Annotated in this window: 18 protein-coding genes and 1 tRNA gene; 10 read left to right on the top strand and 9 right to left on the bottom strand. The window is 59.0% G+C overall.

The genetic code is table 11. The annotated features are described in order from the left end of the window. Positions 1–282: 282 nt before the first annotated feature. Positions 283–1,404, bottom strand: coding sequence for a coiled-coil domain-containing protein (locus IOD40_RS19665; RefSeq protein WP_198478407.1), 1,122 nt, complete (start codon positions 1,402–1,404; stop codon positions 283–285). A 451-nt stretch (positions 1,405–1,855) separates the two neighbouring features. Between IOD40_RS19665 and IOD40_RS19660 the strand changes: the two genes are divergently transcribed. Continuing rightward, positions 1,856–2,554 (top strand): hypothetical protein, encoded by a 699-nt coding sequence (locus tag IOD40_RS19660; protein ID WP_198478406.1) that lies wholly within the window; start codon positions 1,856–1,858, stop codon positions 2,552–2,554. Between the two features lie 250 nt (positions 2,555–2,804). Here IOD40_RS19660 and pheT read toward each other — a convergent pair whose 3' ends face one another. The 5 genes from pheT to infC all read right to left on the bottom strand — a co-directional run bounded on the left by pheT (position 2,805) and on the right by infC (position 7,804). After that, positions 2,805–5,210: a phenylalanine--tRNA ligase subunit beta gene (gene pheT, locus IOD40_RS19655; protein ID WP_198478405.1), complete on the bottom strand. Its 2,406-nt coding sequence runs from the start codon at positions 5,208–5,210 to the stop codon at positions 2,805–2,807. Between the two features lie 19 nt (positions 5,211–5,229). Next, positions 5,230–6,315, bottom strand: a complete 1,086-nt coding sequence (pheS, locus tag IOD40_RS19650) for a phenylalanine--tRNA ligase subunit alpha (RefSeq protein ID WP_198478404.1) — start codon at positions 6,313–6,315, stop codon at positions 5,230–5,232. Positions 6,316–6,461: 146 nt separating this feature from the next. Beyond that, complete coding sequence (gene rplT, locus IOD40_RS19645; RefSeq protein WP_198478403.1) at positions 6,462–6,863, bottom strand: 50S ribosomal protein L20; 402 nt, start codon at positions 6,861–6,863, stop codon at positions 6,462–6,464. Between the two features lie 33 nt (positions 6,864–6,896). Then, positions 6,897–7,106 carry a 50S ribosomal protein L35 gene (gene rpmI, locus IOD40_RS19640; protein ID WP_198478402.1) on the bottom strand — a complete coding sequence of 70 codons (210 nt, stop codon included), beginning with the start codon at positions 7,104–7,106 and terminating at the stop codon, positions 6,897–6,899. 161 nt (positions 7,107–7,267) lie between these two features. Then, positions 7,268–7,804 (bottom strand): translation initiation factor IF-3, encoded by a 537-nt coding sequence (infC, locus tag IOD40_RS19635; RefSeq protein ID WP_198478409.1) that lies wholly within the window; start codon positions 7,802–7,804, stop codon positions 7,268–7,270. 194 nt (positions 7,805–7,998) lie between these two features. Between infC and IOD40_RS19630 the strand changes: the two genes are divergently transcribed. The 3 genes from IOD40_RS19630 to IOD40_RS19620 all read left to right on the top strand — a co-directional run bounded on the left by IOD40_RS19630 (position 7,999) and on the right by IOD40_RS19620 (position 10,269). Then, the gene (locus IOD40_RS19630) at positions 7,999–8,781 is read left to right on the top strand and encodes an alpha/beta hydrolase (protein ID WP_198478401.1); all 783 of its coding nucleotides are present in this window, start codon (positions 7,999–8,001) and stop codon (positions 8,779–8,781) included. A 198-nt stretch (positions 8,782–8,979) separates the two neighbouring features. Continuing rightward, on the top strand, positions 8,980–9,417 hold the full coding sequence (locus IOD40_RS19625) for a DUF2852 domain-containing protein (RefSeq protein ID WP_198478400.1): 438 nt from the start codon (positions 8,980–8,982) through the stop codon (positions 9,415–9,417). Between the two features lie 84 nt (positions 9,418–9,501). Continuing rightward, the gene (locus IOD40_RS19620) at positions 9,502–10,269 is read left to right on the top strand and encodes a M48 family metallopeptidase (protein WP_198478399.1); all 768 of its coding nucleotides are present in this window, start codon (positions 9,502–9,504) and stop codon (positions 10,267–10,269) included. On the opposite strand, the gene IOD40_RS19615 is transcribed toward IOD40_RS19620, so the two are convergent. Further along, positions 10,270–10,452 (bottom strand): hypothetical protein, encoded by a 183-nt coding sequence (locus IOD40_RS19615; RefSeq protein ID WP_210336992.1) that lies wholly within the window; start codon positions 10,450–10,452, stop codon positions 10,270–10,272. 91 nt (positions 10,453–10,543) lie between these two features. Between IOD40_RS19615 and IOD40_RS19610 the strand changes: the two genes are divergently transcribed. The 5 genes from IOD40_RS19610 to IOD40_RS19590 are packed head-to-tail and all read left to right on the top strand — an operon-like array spanning position 10,544 to position 15,611. Beyond that, positions 10,544–11,200 (top strand): phosphoribosylanthranilate isomerase, encoded by a 657-nt coding sequence (locus IOD40_RS19610; protein ID WP_198478397.1) that lies wholly within the window; start codon positions 10,544–10,546, stop codon positions 11,198–11,200. A 25-nt stretch (positions 11,201–11,225) separates the two neighbouring features. Further along, complete coding sequence (gene trpB / locus IOD40_RS19605) at positions 11,226–12,446, top strand: tryptophan synthase subunit beta (RefSeq protein ID WP_198478396.1); 1,221 nt, start codon at positions 11,226–11,228, stop codon at positions 12,444–12,446. A 31-nt stretch (positions 12,447–12,477) separates the two neighbouring features. Beyond that, complete coding sequence (gene trpA / locus IOD40_RS19600) at positions 12,478–13,320, top strand: tryptophan synthase subunit alpha (protein ID WP_198478395.1); 843 nt, start codon at positions 12,478–12,480, stop codon at positions 13,318–13,320. A gap of 39 nt (positions 13,321–13,359) precedes the next feature. After that, on the top strand, positions 13,360–14,235 hold the full coding sequence (accD, locus tag IOD40_RS19595; RefSeq protein ID WP_198478394.1) for an acetyl-CoA carboxylase, carboxyltransferase subunit beta: 876 nt from the start codon (positions 13,360–13,362) through the stop codon (positions 14,233–14,235). 44 nt (positions 14,236–14,279) lie between these two features. After that, positions 14,280–15,611, top strand: a complete 1,332-nt coding sequence (locus tag IOD40_RS19590; RefSeq protein ID WP_198478408.1) for a bifunctional folylpolyglutamate synthase/dihydrofolate synthase — start codon at positions 14,280–14,282, stop codon at positions 15,609–15,611. A 20-nt stretch (positions 15,612–15,631) separates the two neighbouring features. On the opposite strand, the gene msrA is transcribed toward IOD40_RS19590, so the two are convergent. Both msrA and IOD40_RS19580 read right to left on the bottom strand, forming a co-directional pair. Beyond that, positions 15,632–16,309: a peptide-methionine (S)-S-oxide reductase MsrA gene (gene msrA, locus IOD40_RS19585; protein WP_198478393.1), complete on the bottom strand. Its 678-nt coding sequence runs from the start codon at positions 16,307–16,309 to the stop codon at positions 15,632–15,634. A gap of 24 nt (positions 16,310–16,333) precedes the next feature. After that, on the bottom strand, positions 16,334–16,660 hold the full coding sequence (locus IOD40_RS19580) for a hypothetical protein (protein WP_233714070.1): 327 nt from the start codon (positions 16,658–16,660) through the stop codon (positions 16,334–16,336). A 198-nt stretch (positions 16,661–16,858) separates the two neighbouring features. On the opposite strand from IOD40_RS19580, the gene IOD40_RS19575 reads away from it, so the two are divergent. After that, a tRNA-Ser gene (locus IOD40_RS19575) sits at positions 16,859–16,948 on the top strand. The last annotated feature ends 654 nt before the right edge of the window (positions 16,949–17,602 follow it).

The raw sequence follows: 17,602 nt of genomic DNA, 5'->3' as shown, positions 1-17,602 counted from the left end.
TGGTAGCTGCCATGCGCAAACTCGTCACCATCCTCAACGCCATGCTCCGGGACAGCAAACCATGGAAAACAGCTTGACCCCCAACACAGTCGCTCCCCCGTCAACGGGGGAGGATCCTCGCACCAAGCTTTCAGAGCCAGCGCCCCATCATCCGCGCTCAATCCGATCCACGCGCGCACCCGAAACCCATCCCCCTGCACGCCGCCGGATCCTCCCCCGCGCGCGGGGGAGGTGGCCCTACGGGCCGGAGGGGGGGGGCCATCCAGAAGCTGGTTAGTTACGTCATTGCCCTTCTGCAGGGGCAAGGTCTATGCCGCCGTGTTCGTTGTTCTCGGCAGCAGTGCTTGGAACGGCTGCTCCTCGTGTATGGCGCCTTGGAAGAGTGTAAGTGAAGTCGTTGCCCACATTAACCTTTAGATGCTCTTTTAGAAGCTCCATCTTAGTCTGAGTCCGGAGCTCGTATCGCGTCATTTCGTCTAAATCTAACGATTCCATTGATGCCTGGGAAACGTCAGATGCTATAATGCTTACTTTATAGAGCTCTTGCCGTCTGCGATTAATCGAAACGATTTCCGTGAGAAGTACCTCGCATATTGAATAACAAACGCCGACGATCGTGGCTGAAATTGCCACGTATGGAATTCTTGAGATCAAGAACTCTAGTACGCTAATGTTGCTATTGTTTGTAAAAAATGCGAGCATATTCTCAGAGTTCTCAAATAATTTAAGCATAACAGTGACAATGATTGCCATTGGTATGATTGATAATAAAATATACTGTAAAATGTGCTGGCTCCCCTGCTTAACAAAGCCGGCGATCTCCATCGGAAATAAGTTTATGTTATCTTTTATGTCTTTGAGGGTTTTTGTAGATTTTCCGATCTCTGCCCTCAAGCTTTGAAGTTTTGCTTCTTCAAGAGCCAGATTGCTCTCAGTAGAAAGCTTCCGGTCGTTCGCTTCTTTGATGAGTTCCTGTGTGCCAGCCAAGTTGGACTTTAGGTCTCTTATGGCGGACTCAGCTGCCGTAATTTCGGATTGGAGAACTTCAAGCCCGGCTTCTTTGTCTTCGATCTGGGTGGTGAGACTGGTGATCGTGGTGTTTAGTTGCCCCGCGCGTTGCGCTGCGGCCCTTGCACGGTCCAGATGAGAGTTAAGCTCGTTCTCTATTTTCGATCTGTAATTTTCTGTCTGAAACAGGATGTCAATCACAGACGAGAAGTCGTTTTGCAGTACTCCCCAAACTGATATCGATTCTACTTGTGCCGATGAGAAATATAGGCGCTCTGGATTGAGTCCAAATCCTTTTATGAACCGCTGCGGACGAAAAACGAAGGAAGGTCCAGTGTATTTATTAGATGCTTGGATCAGAGAGCCATCTAAGCTGTCGATGTAGCTGATTTCCATTTCGTGGTGGTCGGAATAACCACGACATTTGACGGTGATCTTTGTGACATAGATATGTTGATTGAATTCGAAACCTAGCCAATCCCTTCGCGCGGTTATCCATTCATCGGATGATTCGTTGCCGATTAGCTTCGTTGATTTCCTAGATCTATGAAGGAAATAGTTGACGTCGATCTCTCGTTCAGGAGAGGAAACCTTCTCTGTGATGGCCGAGAGTCTCGAATGGTTGAGGTCCTCTATACTCTGTGATGGCCGAGAGTCTCGAATGGTTGAGGTCCTCTATATCAGTGCTGTCATTATCCGAATTCTCCATATCTCTTCCCCCTAATCTAAAAATGCGATGTTACGAATTGCAGATATACACACTATACTAGTTGTATATGAAGCAGCTTCTCAGCACTTATCCACCTCCCCACCCCCTCCACGCACACTCCTGCCCAAGGAGATGTGAATGGACACACCGGTTGAGCGAGATCTGACTGCCCTCAGAACAATCGTTGCGGCGCTGGTGGCGATGGCAGGGGCTTCGCGCGCGACGTTGCCACGGCATCTCTATCGCTCGCTGCTATGGTTGGTGCGGCCGGCGGAGGCGGTGGTGCGGCGGTTGGTGATTGTGCTGGCGCGCGACATGGCGCTGCCCGCAAGTGCGTTGCGTTTCTACAGATCGCAGGAGAGGGCGCGTTGTGGCGCGCAGAGATCGCTGCCTAAGTCGGTGCCGCTGCTTGATCCGCTGAAGCGTTTTGGCCGCGCCAGGCCGTCCCGCCACGGGGTGTCGCGCATATCGTTGCCGGGCGTCAGCGCTCCCTTCATGATCGCGCCGCGCCATGTCGCGCAGCCGGATGATCTGATTGATGCCACAAGGCTGAAGGCGCGGCTCGACGCGTTGCAAAGGGTGCTGCGAAATCCGGAACCGCTCGCCCTTCGCATGGCGCGCTGGCAAGCAAAGCTACGATTTCAGCTTAATGCAATTCATGCCCAGGAAGCGTCGCACCGGCGTCGCTCGCAGCGCATTTCGCCGCTGCGCCCCGGTCACCCGCCCGGCCATTTTCCAGCGTCTCGCCGGTTGGCGGATCGGCACAGGGTTCACGATCTTCTCGAACACGCCCAGGAACTAGCCCTCTTCGCCATGACCCGCCCGGATACCTCGTGAACGGCGACGAAGTTCTGCGATTTTTCCTGACACTAAGATCATGCCGCGCCAATGGGCGCAGCAGATGCCGCCCCGCATCCGGACGAGCGGAACAGGACTGAGGAGCTGAAACCCAAGAGGCAGCGCGCGGCGCCCGGATCTTCCCCGCGAGCGGGGGAAGGGGACCACCGAAGGTGGTAGGGGGGCCGCGTTGCGCTGGTTCCCCATAGCAAAAGGGGCGCGATGATTGCGCCCCTTTGCGATTTTCAGATTATCCGCGCAACACGCCGCCGGTCTGCTTGGCGACGTTGTCGACGATCTTCTTTGCGAGAGCCTCGAAATCTTCGTCGGTCAGGGTGCGGTCGATCGGCTGGATCGAAACCTCGATCGCGACCGACTTCTTGACTTCACCGAGCGAGGCACCCTCGAAAATATCGAAGACGCGAACCGCATTGACCAGCTTCTTGTCTGCCGAGGCCGCGGCCTTGGTCAGCGATGCGACCTCGACGCTCTTGTCGACGACGAAGGCGAAGTCGCGCTTGACCGCCTGGAACGGCGACAGGTCGAGGCGCGGCTTGGTGCGGGTCGGCTTGGCTTTCGCTTCCGGGATCGCATCGAGGAACACTTCGAAGCCGCAGAGCGGGCCGGAGGCATCGAGTGCATCGAGCGTCTTCGGGTGGAACTCGCCGAACGTGCCGAGGATCACCTTGGGTCCAAGCTTGATCGTGCCCGAGCGGCCCGGATGGTACCAGGACGGACCACCAGCTTCGATTTGCAGGCGATCAACCGGCGCACCGGCAGCTTCGAGCGCGGCAAAGGCGTCAGCCTTGGCGTCGAAGACGCCGACGGCCTGCGCATTGCCGGCCCAGTGGCGGCCCTGACCGTCGATCTTGGCGGTGCCACGGCGGATGCCGCCAGCGACGCGGCGCTGCTGCTCCGGCTTGTCGCCTTCATAGGTGCCCGAGACTTCGAACAGAGCGACATCGCCAAAGCCGCGATCGGCATTGCGCTGCGCTGCCGAGATCAGGCCCGGCAGAAGCGACGGGCGCATGTCGGACATGTCGGCTGCGATCGGGTTGGCAAGCTTGAGCTCGTTCTGGCCGCCGCCGAACAGTTCGGCCTGCTTGGCTGAGATGAACGAGTAGGTGACGGCTTCCATCATGCCGCGCACGGCGAGCGCTCTCTTGGCGTTGCGGGTGCGGATCTGGATCGGCGTCAGGATGCGGCCGTTGACGGCTTCGTTGCCACCGAGCGGCTGCGGTTCGATCAGATCGACGCCGTAGATGCGCATGACCTCTTCGACGATGTCGGCCTTGCCGTCGACGTCGGGACGCCAGGACGGAACCGAAACGTTGACGACATCGCCATCACCTTCAACGCCAAAGCCAAGGCGGGTCAGGAAGGCGCGGCTCTCGTCTGCCGAGACGTCGATGCCGGTGAGGCGCTTCACTTCCCCGAACGGGAACGAGATGACCTTCGGCGTGTAGCCGGCATAGCCGACGATCTCGGCTTCTGACGGCGTGCCGCTGCACAGGTCGAGCACCATCTGCGTTGCAAGGTCGAGACCCGGCGCCATGAACTCCGGATCAACGCCGCGCTCGAAGCGGTAGCGCGCATCGGTGATGATGCCAAGGCTACGGCCGGTGCGGGCGATGGTGATCGGGTCCCACAGCGCCGATTCGATCAGGACGTCCGTGGTGTTCTCGTCACAACCCGAATGCTCGCCGCCCATGATGCCGGCGATCGACTCGACGCCATTGTCATCGGCGATGACGTAGTTCGAAGCGCTGAGCGTGTATTCGCGGCCATCGAGCGCGAGAACCGTCTCGCCGTCCTTGGCTGCGCGCACGACGAGGTTGCCGGCGACCTTCTTCAGGTCGAAGACGTGCAGCGGACGGGCGCGGTCGAAGGTCATGTAGTTGGTGATGTCGACCAGCGCATTGATCGGGCGAAGACCGATCGACAGGAGCCGTTGCTGCAGCCACTTCGGCGACGGGCCGTTCTTGACGCCGCGCACGAGGCGAAGCGCAAAGCCGGGGCAGAATTCAGGCGCTTCGATCACGACCTTGGTCGGGCAGGCGCCTTCGCCCTTGATCGTTGGGATCGGGGCATCCTTGAGGGTGCCGAGACCGGACGCAGCCAGGTCGCGCGCGATGCCGTAGACGCCGGTGGCGTCGGGACGGTTCGGCGTCAGGTTGATCTCGATGACCGGATCATCGAGCTTTGCCCACGAGGCGAAGGACGTGCCGACTGGCGCGTCTTCCGGCAGGTCGATGATGCCGTTGTGCTCGTCGGACAGCTCAAGCTCGCGCTCCGAGCACATCATGCCGTGGCTTTCGACACCGCGGATCTTGCCGACTGACAAGGTGACATCGATGCCCGGAACGTAGGTGCCGGGCGCCGCGAACGCGCCGATGAGGCCAGCGCGGGCATTTGGTGCACCGCAGACGACCTGGATCGGCGTGCCGGTGCCGGTGTCGACCGACAGGACGCGCAGGCGATCGGCATCCGGGTGCTGCTCGGCGGTGAGGATCTTGGCGATGACGAACGGCTTCAGCGCCGCCTTGTCGTCAACGCTTTCGACCTCAAGGCCGAGCATGGTGAGACGCTCGACGATCTCTTCCAGCGAGGCGTCGGTGTCGAGGTGCTCCTTGAGCCAGGAAAGGGTGAACTTCATCTTGGTCTTTCCTTGGAAATTACTGGCTCAGGCCGCCGAAGAGGGTCGGCAGGTCGAGCGGACGGAAGCCGTAATGCTGCAGCCAGCGCACGTCTGCATCGAAGAAGGCGCGCAGGTCCGGCATGCCGTATTTCAGCATGGCGATGCGGTCGATGCCCATGCCCCAGGCAAAGCCCTGATACTCATCGGGATCAAGACCGCCGTGGCGCAGCACGTTCGGGTGAACCATGCCGCAGCCGAGGATCTCCATCCAGTCGTCGCCCTCGCCAAAGCGCACTTCGCCCGGACGCGAGCGGTCGCACTGGATGTCGACTTCCAGCGACGGCTCGGTGAACGGGAAGAAGGACGGACGGAACCGCATCTTGACCTGCTTCACCTCGAAGAAGGCCTTGCAGAACTCTTCCAGCACCCACTTCATGTTGGCGACATTGGCATTCTTGTCGATGACAAGGCCCTCGACCTGATGGAACATCGGCGAGTGCGTCGCGTCCGAATCCTGACGATAAGTCTTGCCCGGAATGACGATGCGGATCGGCGGCTTCTGATTTTCCATGGTGCGGATCTGCACCGGCGAGGTGTGGGTGCGCAAAAGCTTGCGCTCGCCAGCCTCATTCGGATTGAAGAAGAACGTGTCGTGCATTTCGCGCGCCGGATGGCCTTCCGGGAAGTTCAGCGCCGTGAAGTTGTAATAGTCGGTCTCGACATCCGGACCTTCGGCAATCGAGAAGCCCAGATCGCCGAAGATGGCGGAGATTTCGTCGATGACCTGGCTGATCGGATGGATGCGGCCGCGCTCTGCCGGAGCGTCGCGAACCGGGAGCGTCACGTCGACCGTTTCGGCCTTGAGGCGCGCATTTATCGCGGCATCGCGCAGCTCGCTCTTGCGCGAGGTCAGTGCCTGCATCACGCGGTCCTTGAGGCCGTTGATTGCCGGGCCCATGGATTGGCGCTCTTCCGGGCTCATCGCTCCGAGCGATTTCAGCTTTTCGGAAATGCTACCTTTCTTGCCGAGGGCCGAGACGCGGACAGCTTCGATCGCCGCTTCGTCGGAGGCCGCAGCGATAGCATCGCTTATCGAGCGTTCCAGTTGTTCAAGTTCACTCATGTAGGCGTCCTGATTTCATCCGGTTGTCATGCGGACGGCGCGCGGGCGCTGTCGAATTCAACGTGTAAACAGAAAAAACCCGCGCCAGCCCTGCCGGCGCGGGTTTCCCAATTTCAAATTGCGAATGCTTGGGAAGCGCGGCGGCCTTAAGCTACTGCGCTCTCAAACTGGTTCGGCGTGGTGTCCTTGAGGTACTCAAGGGCGGTCTTCGCCTTGGCGACCAGTGCGCCGAATGCCTGCGGCTCGTGGATCGCGAGGTCGGAAAGAACCTTACGGTCGATCTCGATGCCAGCCTTGTTCAGGCCGTCAACGAAGCGGCCGTAGGTCAGGCCGTGCTCACGGACAGCAGCATTGATGCGCTGGATCCACAGAGCGCGGAAATTGCGCTTGCGATTCTTCCGGTCGCGATATGCGTACTGAAGCGACTTCTCAACCGCCTGCTTGGCGATGCGGATGGTGTTCTTGCGACGGCCGTAGAAACCCTTGGCCTGGGCAAGAACCTTCTTGTGCTTAGCATGGGCGGTTACGCCCCTTTTGACGCGTGCCATCTGATGATCTCCTTAAACTCGTTACCAGCCGGCTCAGATGCCGCCGCCGTTGGGCAGGAAGTATGCCTTGACGTTCTTGGCGTCGGGTTCAGCAAGAACCATCGTGCCGCGCGCGTCGCGGATGAACTTGTTGGAACGCTTGATCATGCCATGGCGTTTACCGGCAGCAGCAGACAGAACCTTGCCGGTGCCAGTGATTTTGAACCGCTTTTTCGCGGAAGACTTGGTCTTCATCTTGGGCATTTTGCTTTCCTTTCATTGCGCCTCGTTTCCGAGACTGATCTGCCTCAGGCCGACCGAGCCTGATAAGCATAAGAAACCGCCACGGCATGCCCTGCCGGGCGGCTCTTCGAACGCGCGCTCTATAACGGACCAGCCGTAAAAGCGCAACTGGCTCCGAAATCTTACTTCGGCGCCAGCACCATCATCATCTGCCGGCCCTCAAGCTTTGGCTCGGCTTCGACCTTCGCGATCTCGCCGACTTCCGCCTTGACGCGGTTGAGAAGCTGCATGCCCAGCTCGAGGTGAGCCATCTCACGGCCACGGAAGCGCAGGGTCAGCTTGACCTTGTCGCCGTCGTCGAAGAAGCGGCGTACAGCCTTCATCTTCGTTTCGTAATCGTGCTCGTCGATATTGGGACGCATCTTGACCTCTTTGATCTCGATCGTCTTCTGACGCTTGCGCGCCTCCGCAGCCTTCTTCTGGCTTTGGTATTTCATCTTGCCGAGATCTGTGATCTTGCAGACAGGCGGCTGTGCGTGCGGAACAATCTCAACCAGGTCCAAACCTGCGTCCTCTGCCAGAAGCAGGGCATCGTTGATGGATACGATGCCTCGGTTTTCACCTTCAGCATCGATCAGCTGTACCTGAGGCACGCGGATCTCAAGGTTGGAACGTGGGCCTTCCTTGACAGGCGCCGTGGCTTTGAATGGTCTGCGAATGGTCGTAATCTCCTCGAATCGTTGAAGGGCAGGGATCGAAATCTCGCCGCTCGCGCCGTTTCAGCGCGCTGCAGCGCATGTGCCTTAACACAAGAGCAGGAAAGAATCACGAGGCTTTCCCGAGAAAACCGGGCGCACGTGACTACATTTTTTTGCAGATTTCACTCCCTGATAGATAGGAAAGTGCCAGCCAGATGTCTACCGTGTCCGATCTGCCAGAGTTTATCGATGTTGATGGCGAGCGCATTGCGCTACGTCAGGTCGAGGGCAAGTCCCCGGGCATAGTCTGGCTGGGCGGTTTCAAGTCCGACATGCTTGGCACCAAGGCTGAAACCTTGTCCGAATGGGCAAAGGCGAACGGCCATTCCTTTATCCGTCATGACTATTCGGGACACGGAGAATCCGGCGGCCGGTTCGTTGACGGTACCATCTCCCTATGGCTGAAGCAGAGCCTTGAGGTCGTGCGTCAGCGCACCAGCGGACCGCAGATACTGGTTGGCTCTTCGATGGGCGCCTGGATCGCGTTGCGCATGGCGCAGGAACTCCACAAGGCAGGCGAGGGCGAGAGGCTTGGCGCGCTGCTTTTGCTTGCACCGGCTCCGGATTTTACCGCCGAATTGATGGAGCCGCTCCTTACCGAGGAGCAAAAGCGCGATCTTGAGGAAAAGGGGTATTTCGAGGAGCCGTCGGAATATTCTCCCGAGCCCAATGTCTACACGAAGGCCTTGTTTGATGATGGCCGCGAGAACCGGGTGATGACCGGCCTCATCGACACGCATTGCCCCGTCCACATTCTCCAGGGCATGGCTGATCCGGACGTGCCGCATGAACATGCGCTTCGTCTCGTCGAACATCTTCCTGCAGATGATGTGACCGTTTCCCTCATCCGCGACGGCGACCACCGCCTGTCGCGGCCGCAGGATCTGTCGATGATGGTCTCAGCCGTCGAAGCTCTGATTGCGCGGATCTCGCAGTAACTTTCCAAGGTCATCTTGGCGGGAACTGGGGTCTTGTTCGGGAGACCGCAGTTCCCTTGTCCCATCATTTCAAGGCGGACAAGAACAACATTCTGTTGATCTCGGCTTTGGCCAAAACTCTTGAAACGCCGTTTTTGCGTTCCCATGTTTTTTCTACGCAGCCATTGGGGCTGACTAAAGACAAGGAATGCAACGCAAATGACCAAGACTGCCCTGATCCGTCCCGCGTGGACGCCAGCAACCATCGCTCTGATGGTCGTGGGCTTCATGGTTTTCTGGCCGCTTGGCCTTGCCATGCTTGCCTATATTCTCTGGGGCGATCGCCTCGATGACGTCAAGGGTGATCTGAGCAAGGCCCGTGACAAGTTCTTCGGCTCATGCAGGAAAGGACCTGCCATGTACGGACGCACCGGCAATGTCGCCTTCGATGATTGGCGTGCGGCTGAACTGGCTCGCATTGAGGAAGAGCGTTGCAAGCTCGACGTGATGCGTGACGAGTTCGACACCTATCTGCGTGAGCTGCGTCGCGCCAAGGACCAGGAAGAGTTCGATCGCTTCATGTCGCAGCGTCCGAATCCGGCTTCCTCAAATGAGCGCAAGCCCGGCAACGGCGAAAACCTTCTCGACGACGTTTAATCGAAATTGCATCATCGCTAAAATCTCGACGGCGCCGGTTTTCCGGCGTCGTTTTTGTTTGTGCGAATCGCACTAAGATAGGCCATGGCATTCGGCTTGCTCACTCGCTCCAGAAAGAAGAAAGCCTCCGGCATCGTCACGCTGCAGGAGGGGACCCATTTTGTTGCCGACCGCGAGTTGCCGCTGCGCATTGTCGAAAATGGACGCGCGACACGGCTCACCTTACGCATTGATGCTGGGGGAAGGGGGCTGCGGGTGACGATCCCGCCGGGCCTCGCGCGTGAAGAGGTAGAGCGTTTTCTCGAACGCCATCAGGGGTGGCTCGAAACACGGCTCGCGAAACTGCCTGACCGACCTCAGGTACGTCCCGGCGTGAAGATGCCGTTGCGAGGCCGTCCGCATCTCATCGTTCACGAACCTCAAATCCGAGGCACCGTGAATGTCCGCCAGCATGAAGGTGAGGACGAAATCGTCGTTCATGGTGACCTTGATCATCTTCCGCGGCGGCTTGCCGACTTCCTGAAGCGCGAAGCAAAGCGGGACATTGAAGCGTTGGTCGCAGGGCACACGCAGACAATTGGCAGGAAAGCGAAAGCCATTCGGTTCCGGGACACCAAATCGCGTTGGGGTTCCTGTACGTCAGACGGCACACTTTCCTTCAACTGGCGCATCATGATGGCACCGCCAACGGTCATCGACTACCTCGTCGCGCACGAGGTCGCGCATCTGAAGGAGATGAACCACGGACCAAACTTCTGGGCGCTATGCAGAGAGCTGTGTCCTCGCACCGATGAAGCCAAGGCGTGGCTCAAACGCAATGGCGGTGCCTTGCAGGCGATTGAGTTTGGCTAGTCAATCGTCATTCGCGGCGTTCAGATTTTCCGGGCGGATAGGCTGGTCTTCAGACACCGGCCAAGGCAGAAAATCTGGTTCGTAGCGATCGCTCAGAAAATAATCTCGCGCACGTTTACCCTCGCTACCAAGCCCGCTGTCGGTTCCCGTCAGCTGCCCGATAATGGTGGCGGCCTGTTTCAACTTTGCCCTGAGTAGTTCTAGCTCTTTTTCCATATCGCTGTAACGCGGGTCGCGCCTTGATGTTCACGCAATTTTATGCGGTTAAGGGCGTATGACCCTCGATATCAAGATTTGCGGCCTATCGACGCCGGAAGCCATTCGCACCGCGATTGATGCCGGTGCGAGCCATGTCGGATTCATCTTCTTCGCAAAGAGCCCGCGCAATGTGACCCCCGCGCGCGCCAGGGAACTCAAGATCGAAGTCTCCGGGGCGGTGAAGACTGTCGCGGTGGTGGTCGATGCGTCGGACGAGTTTCTTGACGAGATCGTTGCGGAACTTGCGCCTGACATCATCCAGCTCCACGGCAAGGAGACGCCGGAACGGGTGCGGCAGGTCAAGGCGCGTTATCAGCGGCCTGTCATGAAAGCCTTCTCGATCAGCGAGGCGTCGGACTTTGACCAGATCGGCCCATTTCGCGGGGTGGCAGACCGCTTTCTGTTCGACGCCAAGCCGCCAAAAGGATCAGAGCTTCCGGGTGGCAACGGCGTCTCGTTCGACTGGCGGCTGCTTGCAGCCCTTGACCGCGACATCGATTACATGCTTTCGGGGGGACTGAACGCTGCCAATATCGGAGATGCGCTGCGTCTTTCCAATCCGCCCGGTATCGATATCTCGTCGGGCGTGGAGAGCGCGCCAGGCATCAAGGATACGGCGCTGATCGAGGAATTCTTCAAGGCAGTCCGGACCGCGCAGGCATTGGCGGCCTGATGCCCTATCGTGCAGGAGAGCGGCCGTGAACCAGCCAGTGGCACCGAATTCATTCCGCACCGGACCCGACGAACAGGGCATGTTCGGCATTTTCGGCGGCCGGTTTGTCGCCGAGACGCTGATGCCACTGATCCTCGATCTGGAAAAGCACTGGAACGAAGCCAAGAACGATCCGGCTTTCAAGGCCGAGCTTCAGGCGCTGTCGACACATTATGCGGGCCGTCCGTCCAAGCTCTATTTCGCTGAAAATCTGTCGCGTCACCTTGGCGGTGCGAAGATCTATTTCAAGCGTGAAGATCTCAATCACACCGGCTCACACAAGATCAACAATTGCCTTGGCCAGATCCTTCTCGCCAAGCGCATGGGGCGCAAGCGCATCATTGCGGAGACTGGCGCGGGCCAGCACGGCGTTGCATCGGCAACGGTTGCTGCGCGCTTCGGCTTGCCCTGCGTTGTCTACATGGGCGCGACCGACGTTGAGCGTCAGAAGCCGAACGTCTTCCGCATGAAGCTTCTCGGCGCGCAGGTAAACGCTGTCTCGGCCGGGCACGGCACCCTGAAAGACGCGATGAACGAGGCGCTGCGGGACTGGGTCACCAATGTCGAGGACACTTACTATCTCATCGGCACTGCAGCAGGTCCCCACCCTTATCCGGAACTGGTGCGCGAGTTGCAGTCCGTGATCGGCCGCGAAGCGCGAGAGCAGATCCTCGAGCAGGAAGGCCGCCTACCTGACGTCATCATCGCTGCCGTGGGTGGTGGCTCGAACGCGATCGGCATCTTCCACCCGTTCCTTGATGACAAGGACGTGAAGATCATCGGCATTGAGGCTGGCGGTCGTGGACTGGACGGGGCCGAGCATTGTGCGTCGATGAACGCCGGCAAGCCGGGCGTTCTGCACGGCAACCGCACCTATCTCCTCCAGAACGAGGACGGCCAGATTCTCGACGGGCACTCCATTTCGGCAGGCCTGGACTATCCGGGCGTCGGCCCGGAACACTCCTGGCTGAGGGACACCGGCCGTGTCGATTATGTGCCGATCCTTGATGACGAAGCCTTGGAAGCCTTCCAGCTGACGACTCAAAAGGAAGGCATCATTCCGGCGCTCGAATCCTCGCACGCCATTGCGCATGCGATTAAGATCGCCCCGACGATGGGCAAGGACCAGATCATCATCGTCAACCTGTCAGGCCGTGGCGACAAGGACGTCCACACCGTCGCCGGCATGATGGGCATGGAAATCTGAGATCCGCCAGAAGACGTTCCGGAGACTACGTATGATCACCCGCATCGATCGCCGGATGGCGAAGCTCAAGGACGAAGGTCGCCCGGCGCTCGTCACCTATTTCATGGGCGGCGACCCGGATTACGACACGTCGCTACGCATCATGAAGGCGCTGCCGAAGGCAGGGTCTGACATCATCGAGCTCGGCATGCCCTTCTCGGATCCCATGGCAGACGGCCCCGCAATCCAGGCGGCGGCGCTGCGCTCGCTCAAGGGCGGTCACTCGCTCGCCAAGACGCTGCAGATGGCTGCCGACTTCCGCAAGGAAGACGACGAGACGCCGATCGTTCTGATGGGCTATTACAACCCGATCTATATTTATGGCACCGAGCGGTTCCTGGCTGATGCCAAGGCAGCCGGCATTGACGGACTCATCGTCGTTGATCTGCCGCCGGAGATGGATGAAGAGCTGTGCATTCCGGCCTTGAAAGCAGGGGTCAACTTCATTCGTCTGGCAACGCCGACCACCGATGACAAGCGCCTGCCCAAGGTCCTCCAGAATACGTCCGGCTTTGTCTACTACGTCTCGATGACCGGCATCACCGGATCGGCGCTGCTGGACACCGCCAAGGTTGGCGAAGCCGTACAGCGCATCAAGGCGCAAACCGAACTGCCGATCTGCGTTGGCTTTGGTGTGAAGACGGCGGAACAGGCCCGCGCCATTGGCGGGTCGGCTGATGGCGTGGTCGTCGGGTCTGCCATTGTCAGCACGGTTGCCAATCTGCTGGGTCCCGACGGCAAGGTCGCCGCTGCCGATCCGGCAGAGGCTGTCGCAACGCTCGTCGGTGAGCTTTCGCAGGGCGTTCGCAGCGCTCGCCTTGCTCCTGCCGAATAGCACTTTCAATTTCTCCAGAACCATAAGCGGAGAACGCCCATGAACTGGATCACCAACTATGTCCGGCCCAAGATCAACTCGATCCTTGGCCGCCGCGAGATGCCCGACAATCTCTGGATCAAGGATCCGGAGACCGGCGAGATGGTGTTTCACACCGATCTGGAGAACAACCAGTGGGTGATCCCTGGCTCCGGCTACCACATGAAGATCTCGGCCAAGGAGCGGCTGAAGCACTTTTTTGACGATGGTGCCTACGAGCTGCTGGAAAATCCGAAGGCTCCGGTTGATCCGCTGAAATTCCGTGACGAGAAGCGTTACACGGATCGCCTCAAGGAATACCGCGCCAAAACCGGCATGGAAGACGCCGTTCTTTCCGCTCTTGGGAACATCGAAGGTCTGCCGATCGTCGCAACGGTCCAGGATTTCGCCTTCATGGGCGGCTCGCTCGGCATGGCAGCAGGCGAAGCGATCATCAATGGCTTCGAGACCGCAATTGCCCAGAAGCGCCCGCTGGTTCTGTTCTCGGCCTCCGGTGGCGCGCGCATGCAGGAAGGCATCCTTTCGCTGATGCAGCTGGCGCGTACGACGGTTGCTGTTGATCGCCTCAAGGAAGCAAACCTTCCGTATATCGTCGTGCTGACCAACCCCACCACGGGCGGCGTTACCGCCTCCTACGCGATGCTTGGCGATGTCCACATTGCAGAACCTGGAGCTGTCATCGGCTTCGCTGGCGCGCGCGTTATCGAGCAGACGATTCGCGAGAAGCTGCCGGAAGGGTTCCAGCGCTCCGAATATCTGATGGAGCACGGCATGGTGGACATGGTCGTTTCGCGGCTGGAGCTAAAGCAGACCATTGCACGCCTTCTGAAAATTCTTCTGAAGCAAGAGGGCACCCCGGTTGAGGTTGCCGCCTGAACCCCGCCTCGCTTGCATAGGAATTTGAAAGCTTCGCCATGAGCATCGGAACACAGGCCGCTGACCGCGAGATCGAGCGGCTGATGAGCCTCCACCCGAAGGGGTTCGACCTGTCGCTGACGCGGATTTCGCGTCTGCTCGAGCGGCTCGGCAATCCGCATGAACGCATGCCTCCCGTCATTCATATTGCCGGGACCAATGGCAAAGGCTCTACGTCTGCGTTTTCGCGTGCGCTGCTGGAGGCAGCCGGTTACAGCTGTCACGTCCACACCTCGCCGCATCTGGTCAATTGGCACGAGCGCTATCGCCTCGGTGCAGTTGGCGGTGGCAAGCTGGTAGAAGACGCCGTTCTCGCCGACGCGGTCGCTCGCGTTGCCGAAGCCAATGGCGGCGAGATGATCACGGTCTTCGAAATCCTGACCGCGGTCATGTTCCTTCTCTTCTCCGAACATCCGGCAGATGTCGCGGTTGTTGAGGTCGGTCTTGGTGGACGCTTCGACGCGACCAACGTCATTGCGAAGCCTGCCGTCAGCATCATCATGCCGGTAACTCTCGATCATGAGGCCTATCTCGGCGATCGGGTTGAGCTGATTGCTGCGGAAAAGGCGGGCATCATCAAGGCCGGGTGCCCCGTGATCGTCGGTTCTCAGGAACATGATGAAGCGCGTGATGTTCTCGTCTCCACTGCTGAACGTCTTGGCTGCCCGCTAAAGGTATACGGGCAGGATTTTGTCGCCTTCGAAGAGAACCGGCGCATGGTCTTGCAACACGAGGACGGACTGTTCGATCTGTCGCTTCCAGGCCTTCCCGGGCGGCATCAGCTTGCGAACGCGGCCGCGGCAATGGCGGGCCTGAAGGCAGCTGGCTTCAACATCACCGAGGAAATTGCTGAACGCGCCATCACCAGCGTTACCTGGCCGGGACGCTTGCAGCGTCTGACACATGGCAAGCTGGTCGATCTGGTTCCTGAAGGCGCAGAAGTCTGGATCGATGGCGGTCATAATCCTGGCGCGGGTGCAGTGGTTGCCGAAGCACTCGCCGAGCGCGAGGATCGTCGATCCATGCCGCTCTACATGATCGCCGGCATGATCAACACCAAGGATCAGGCAGGTTATTTCCGCAATTTTGCCGGCATGGCCCGACACGTCTACACGGTTCCGGTCAATGAGAGCGACGCAGGTGTTCCTAATGATGAGCTGGCAGCGCAGGCAAATTCGGCAGGCCTGTCGGCAGAGCCGGTTGCGTCGCTTGAAAATGCATTGCTCCTCCTGCGTGACAGCTGGATCGACCAAGCCACCCCGCCGCGCATCCTGATTTCTGGTTCGCTCTACCTGATGGGCGAAGTGCTGCGCAAAAACGAAACCCCGCCGGTCTGACCGACGGGGTTCTTGCCTGATCAGACGGTCGCCGCAGCTGCGCCCTGCGGCATCGGGCAGGAGACGCCAGTCCCCCTCAGTCCACAATAACCGCCGGGGTTCTTCGCCAGATATTGCTGATGCTCGGCTTCGGCGAAATAGAATACCGGGGCCGGGGCAATTTCCGTCGTGATCCGCGACAGGCCCTTCTCCTTCAGCGCAGCTCCATACGCTTCACGTGAATCAACCGCCTGCCCCTGCTGCGTTTCCGTCGTCGTATATATTGTCGAGCGATAGGTGGTGCCGACATCATTTCCCTGGCGCATTCCCTGCGTCGGGTCATGGCTCTCCCAGAAAATCTGCAAAAGCTCTGCGAAGCTGACCTTTTTAGGGTCAAATACCACCATCACCGTCTCGGCGTGGCCGGTCAGTCCGGTGCAGGTTTCCTGATAAGTCGGATTTGGCGTGATGCCACCCTGATACCCGACAGCCGTCACGATGACGCCGGGTGTTTGCCAGAACAGGCGCTCGGCACCCCAAAAGCAGCCCATGCCGAAATGAACGGTCTCAGACCCATCCGGATATGGACCATGCAAGGGCAGGCCTGAAACTGCATGGGTATCAGAGGTCGGGACCGGTTGATCGCGACCAGGCAATGCCTCGGCCTCGCTCGGCAGCTTCAGCTTCTTGTTCAGCATGTCGCTCAGGAAGAACATCATTATCTCCTTATGTCCGGCAAGGGCTCAGCGTCCGACCGCAAATCTGCTGGGTGCGGCAGGGCGTTTGCCAATCATCGCAAACAGCAGCGCTAGAACTGCGAAAATCACGAAACCCGGCTGGGCAAGTATGGTTGTCACGACCGGGTCCAAGAGGAAGGGCGGCAGAGACTGCTGCATCGATAATTGCAGCCCCTCAAGCAGCGATGGCGCCACATCACGCCAGGAGGAAATCAGCGGCGTCAGCACCAATGATTCGGCAGCGATCGAACGAGTGGCGTCCACCACGGCCATGATCACCGCGACGGACAAGGCGATTATCGACAGCAGGCGAAAGAAAGCTCTGATCATCATGCGCCTTTAATATGCGATCTGGCGGGTTTTCCTCCCGCAAGAGATAGGTGCAGCCTGGAGGATTGGCAATCGAAGCCACGACAAGTTGACAGACGCCGCCTTCTTTCGACAAAGCGCACAAGGCGTCTTGGCATCTGGCTCCAGATCGACTAGATGAACGCAGCACCACCTGCTTCGCCATGAGCGAGGCAGCGCTGCGGAGAGGTGGCCGAGTGGTTGAAGGCGCACGCCTGGAACGCGTGTATACGGGTAACCGTATCGAGGGTTCGAATCCCTCTCTCTCCGCCAGAACCACTTTTTCCCGCTTATCTATGATCCCACAGCCGTCCTGCCGCCGCGCGGGGATAAGCTGCCGCTGATCGCGATGCCCTTCGCTAACGCGCTCGGGCTCTCGCCGGCCAACTCGCCGTGAGTGCGCATACGACCCGCTTCTTCTAAGGCGAGCGCGCTTCCCCGCGCTTCGCTCAGGTCTCAGGTTTCGGCTCTTTTGGCGATTATAGGTGATAGGGGAAGGCAGGGCCTTCCGGGCACCCGTCAGAGACGATGGATTCTCCTTGAGCGACATCAGCCGTACCTGCGCAACCGCGTGTCCCTCCCCAAAGCTCGCCAGGAGACCCGCTGCAGACCTCCACTCTATTAAACCGTTTTCGCTCGACGCGCAGCTGAAACAAGGTGTTGCTTGCGCCCCGTTAAAGGAGCATCATGTATGCGCTAACCGACATTTATCCAGGGTATGAGTAAGCGCCAGCATCAATCCCGAAACGTCAGGCCCAATGCCTGACATCAACGGCTTGATCTTAGAAAGCCGGGTCCAATATTTGAACCGGATTGCGCCTGCAAAAATTGTCGCAAAACTTTCATTTTTCTGGAAAAAGGTCGTTGACAGTGTGGGTTGGTGGCGCCTATATACCGCTCACCAACGACAGCGGCACCGCTGCTGGC

This window comes from Aquamicrobium zhengzhouense (assembly GCF_016124105.1).
In the GTDB taxonomy this organism is placed as follows: Bacteria; Pseudomonadota; Alphaproteobacteria; order Rhizobiales; family Rhizobiaceae; genus Aerobium; species Aerobium zhengzhouense.
This window is presented reverse-complemented; position numbering and strand designations above follow the sequence as displayed.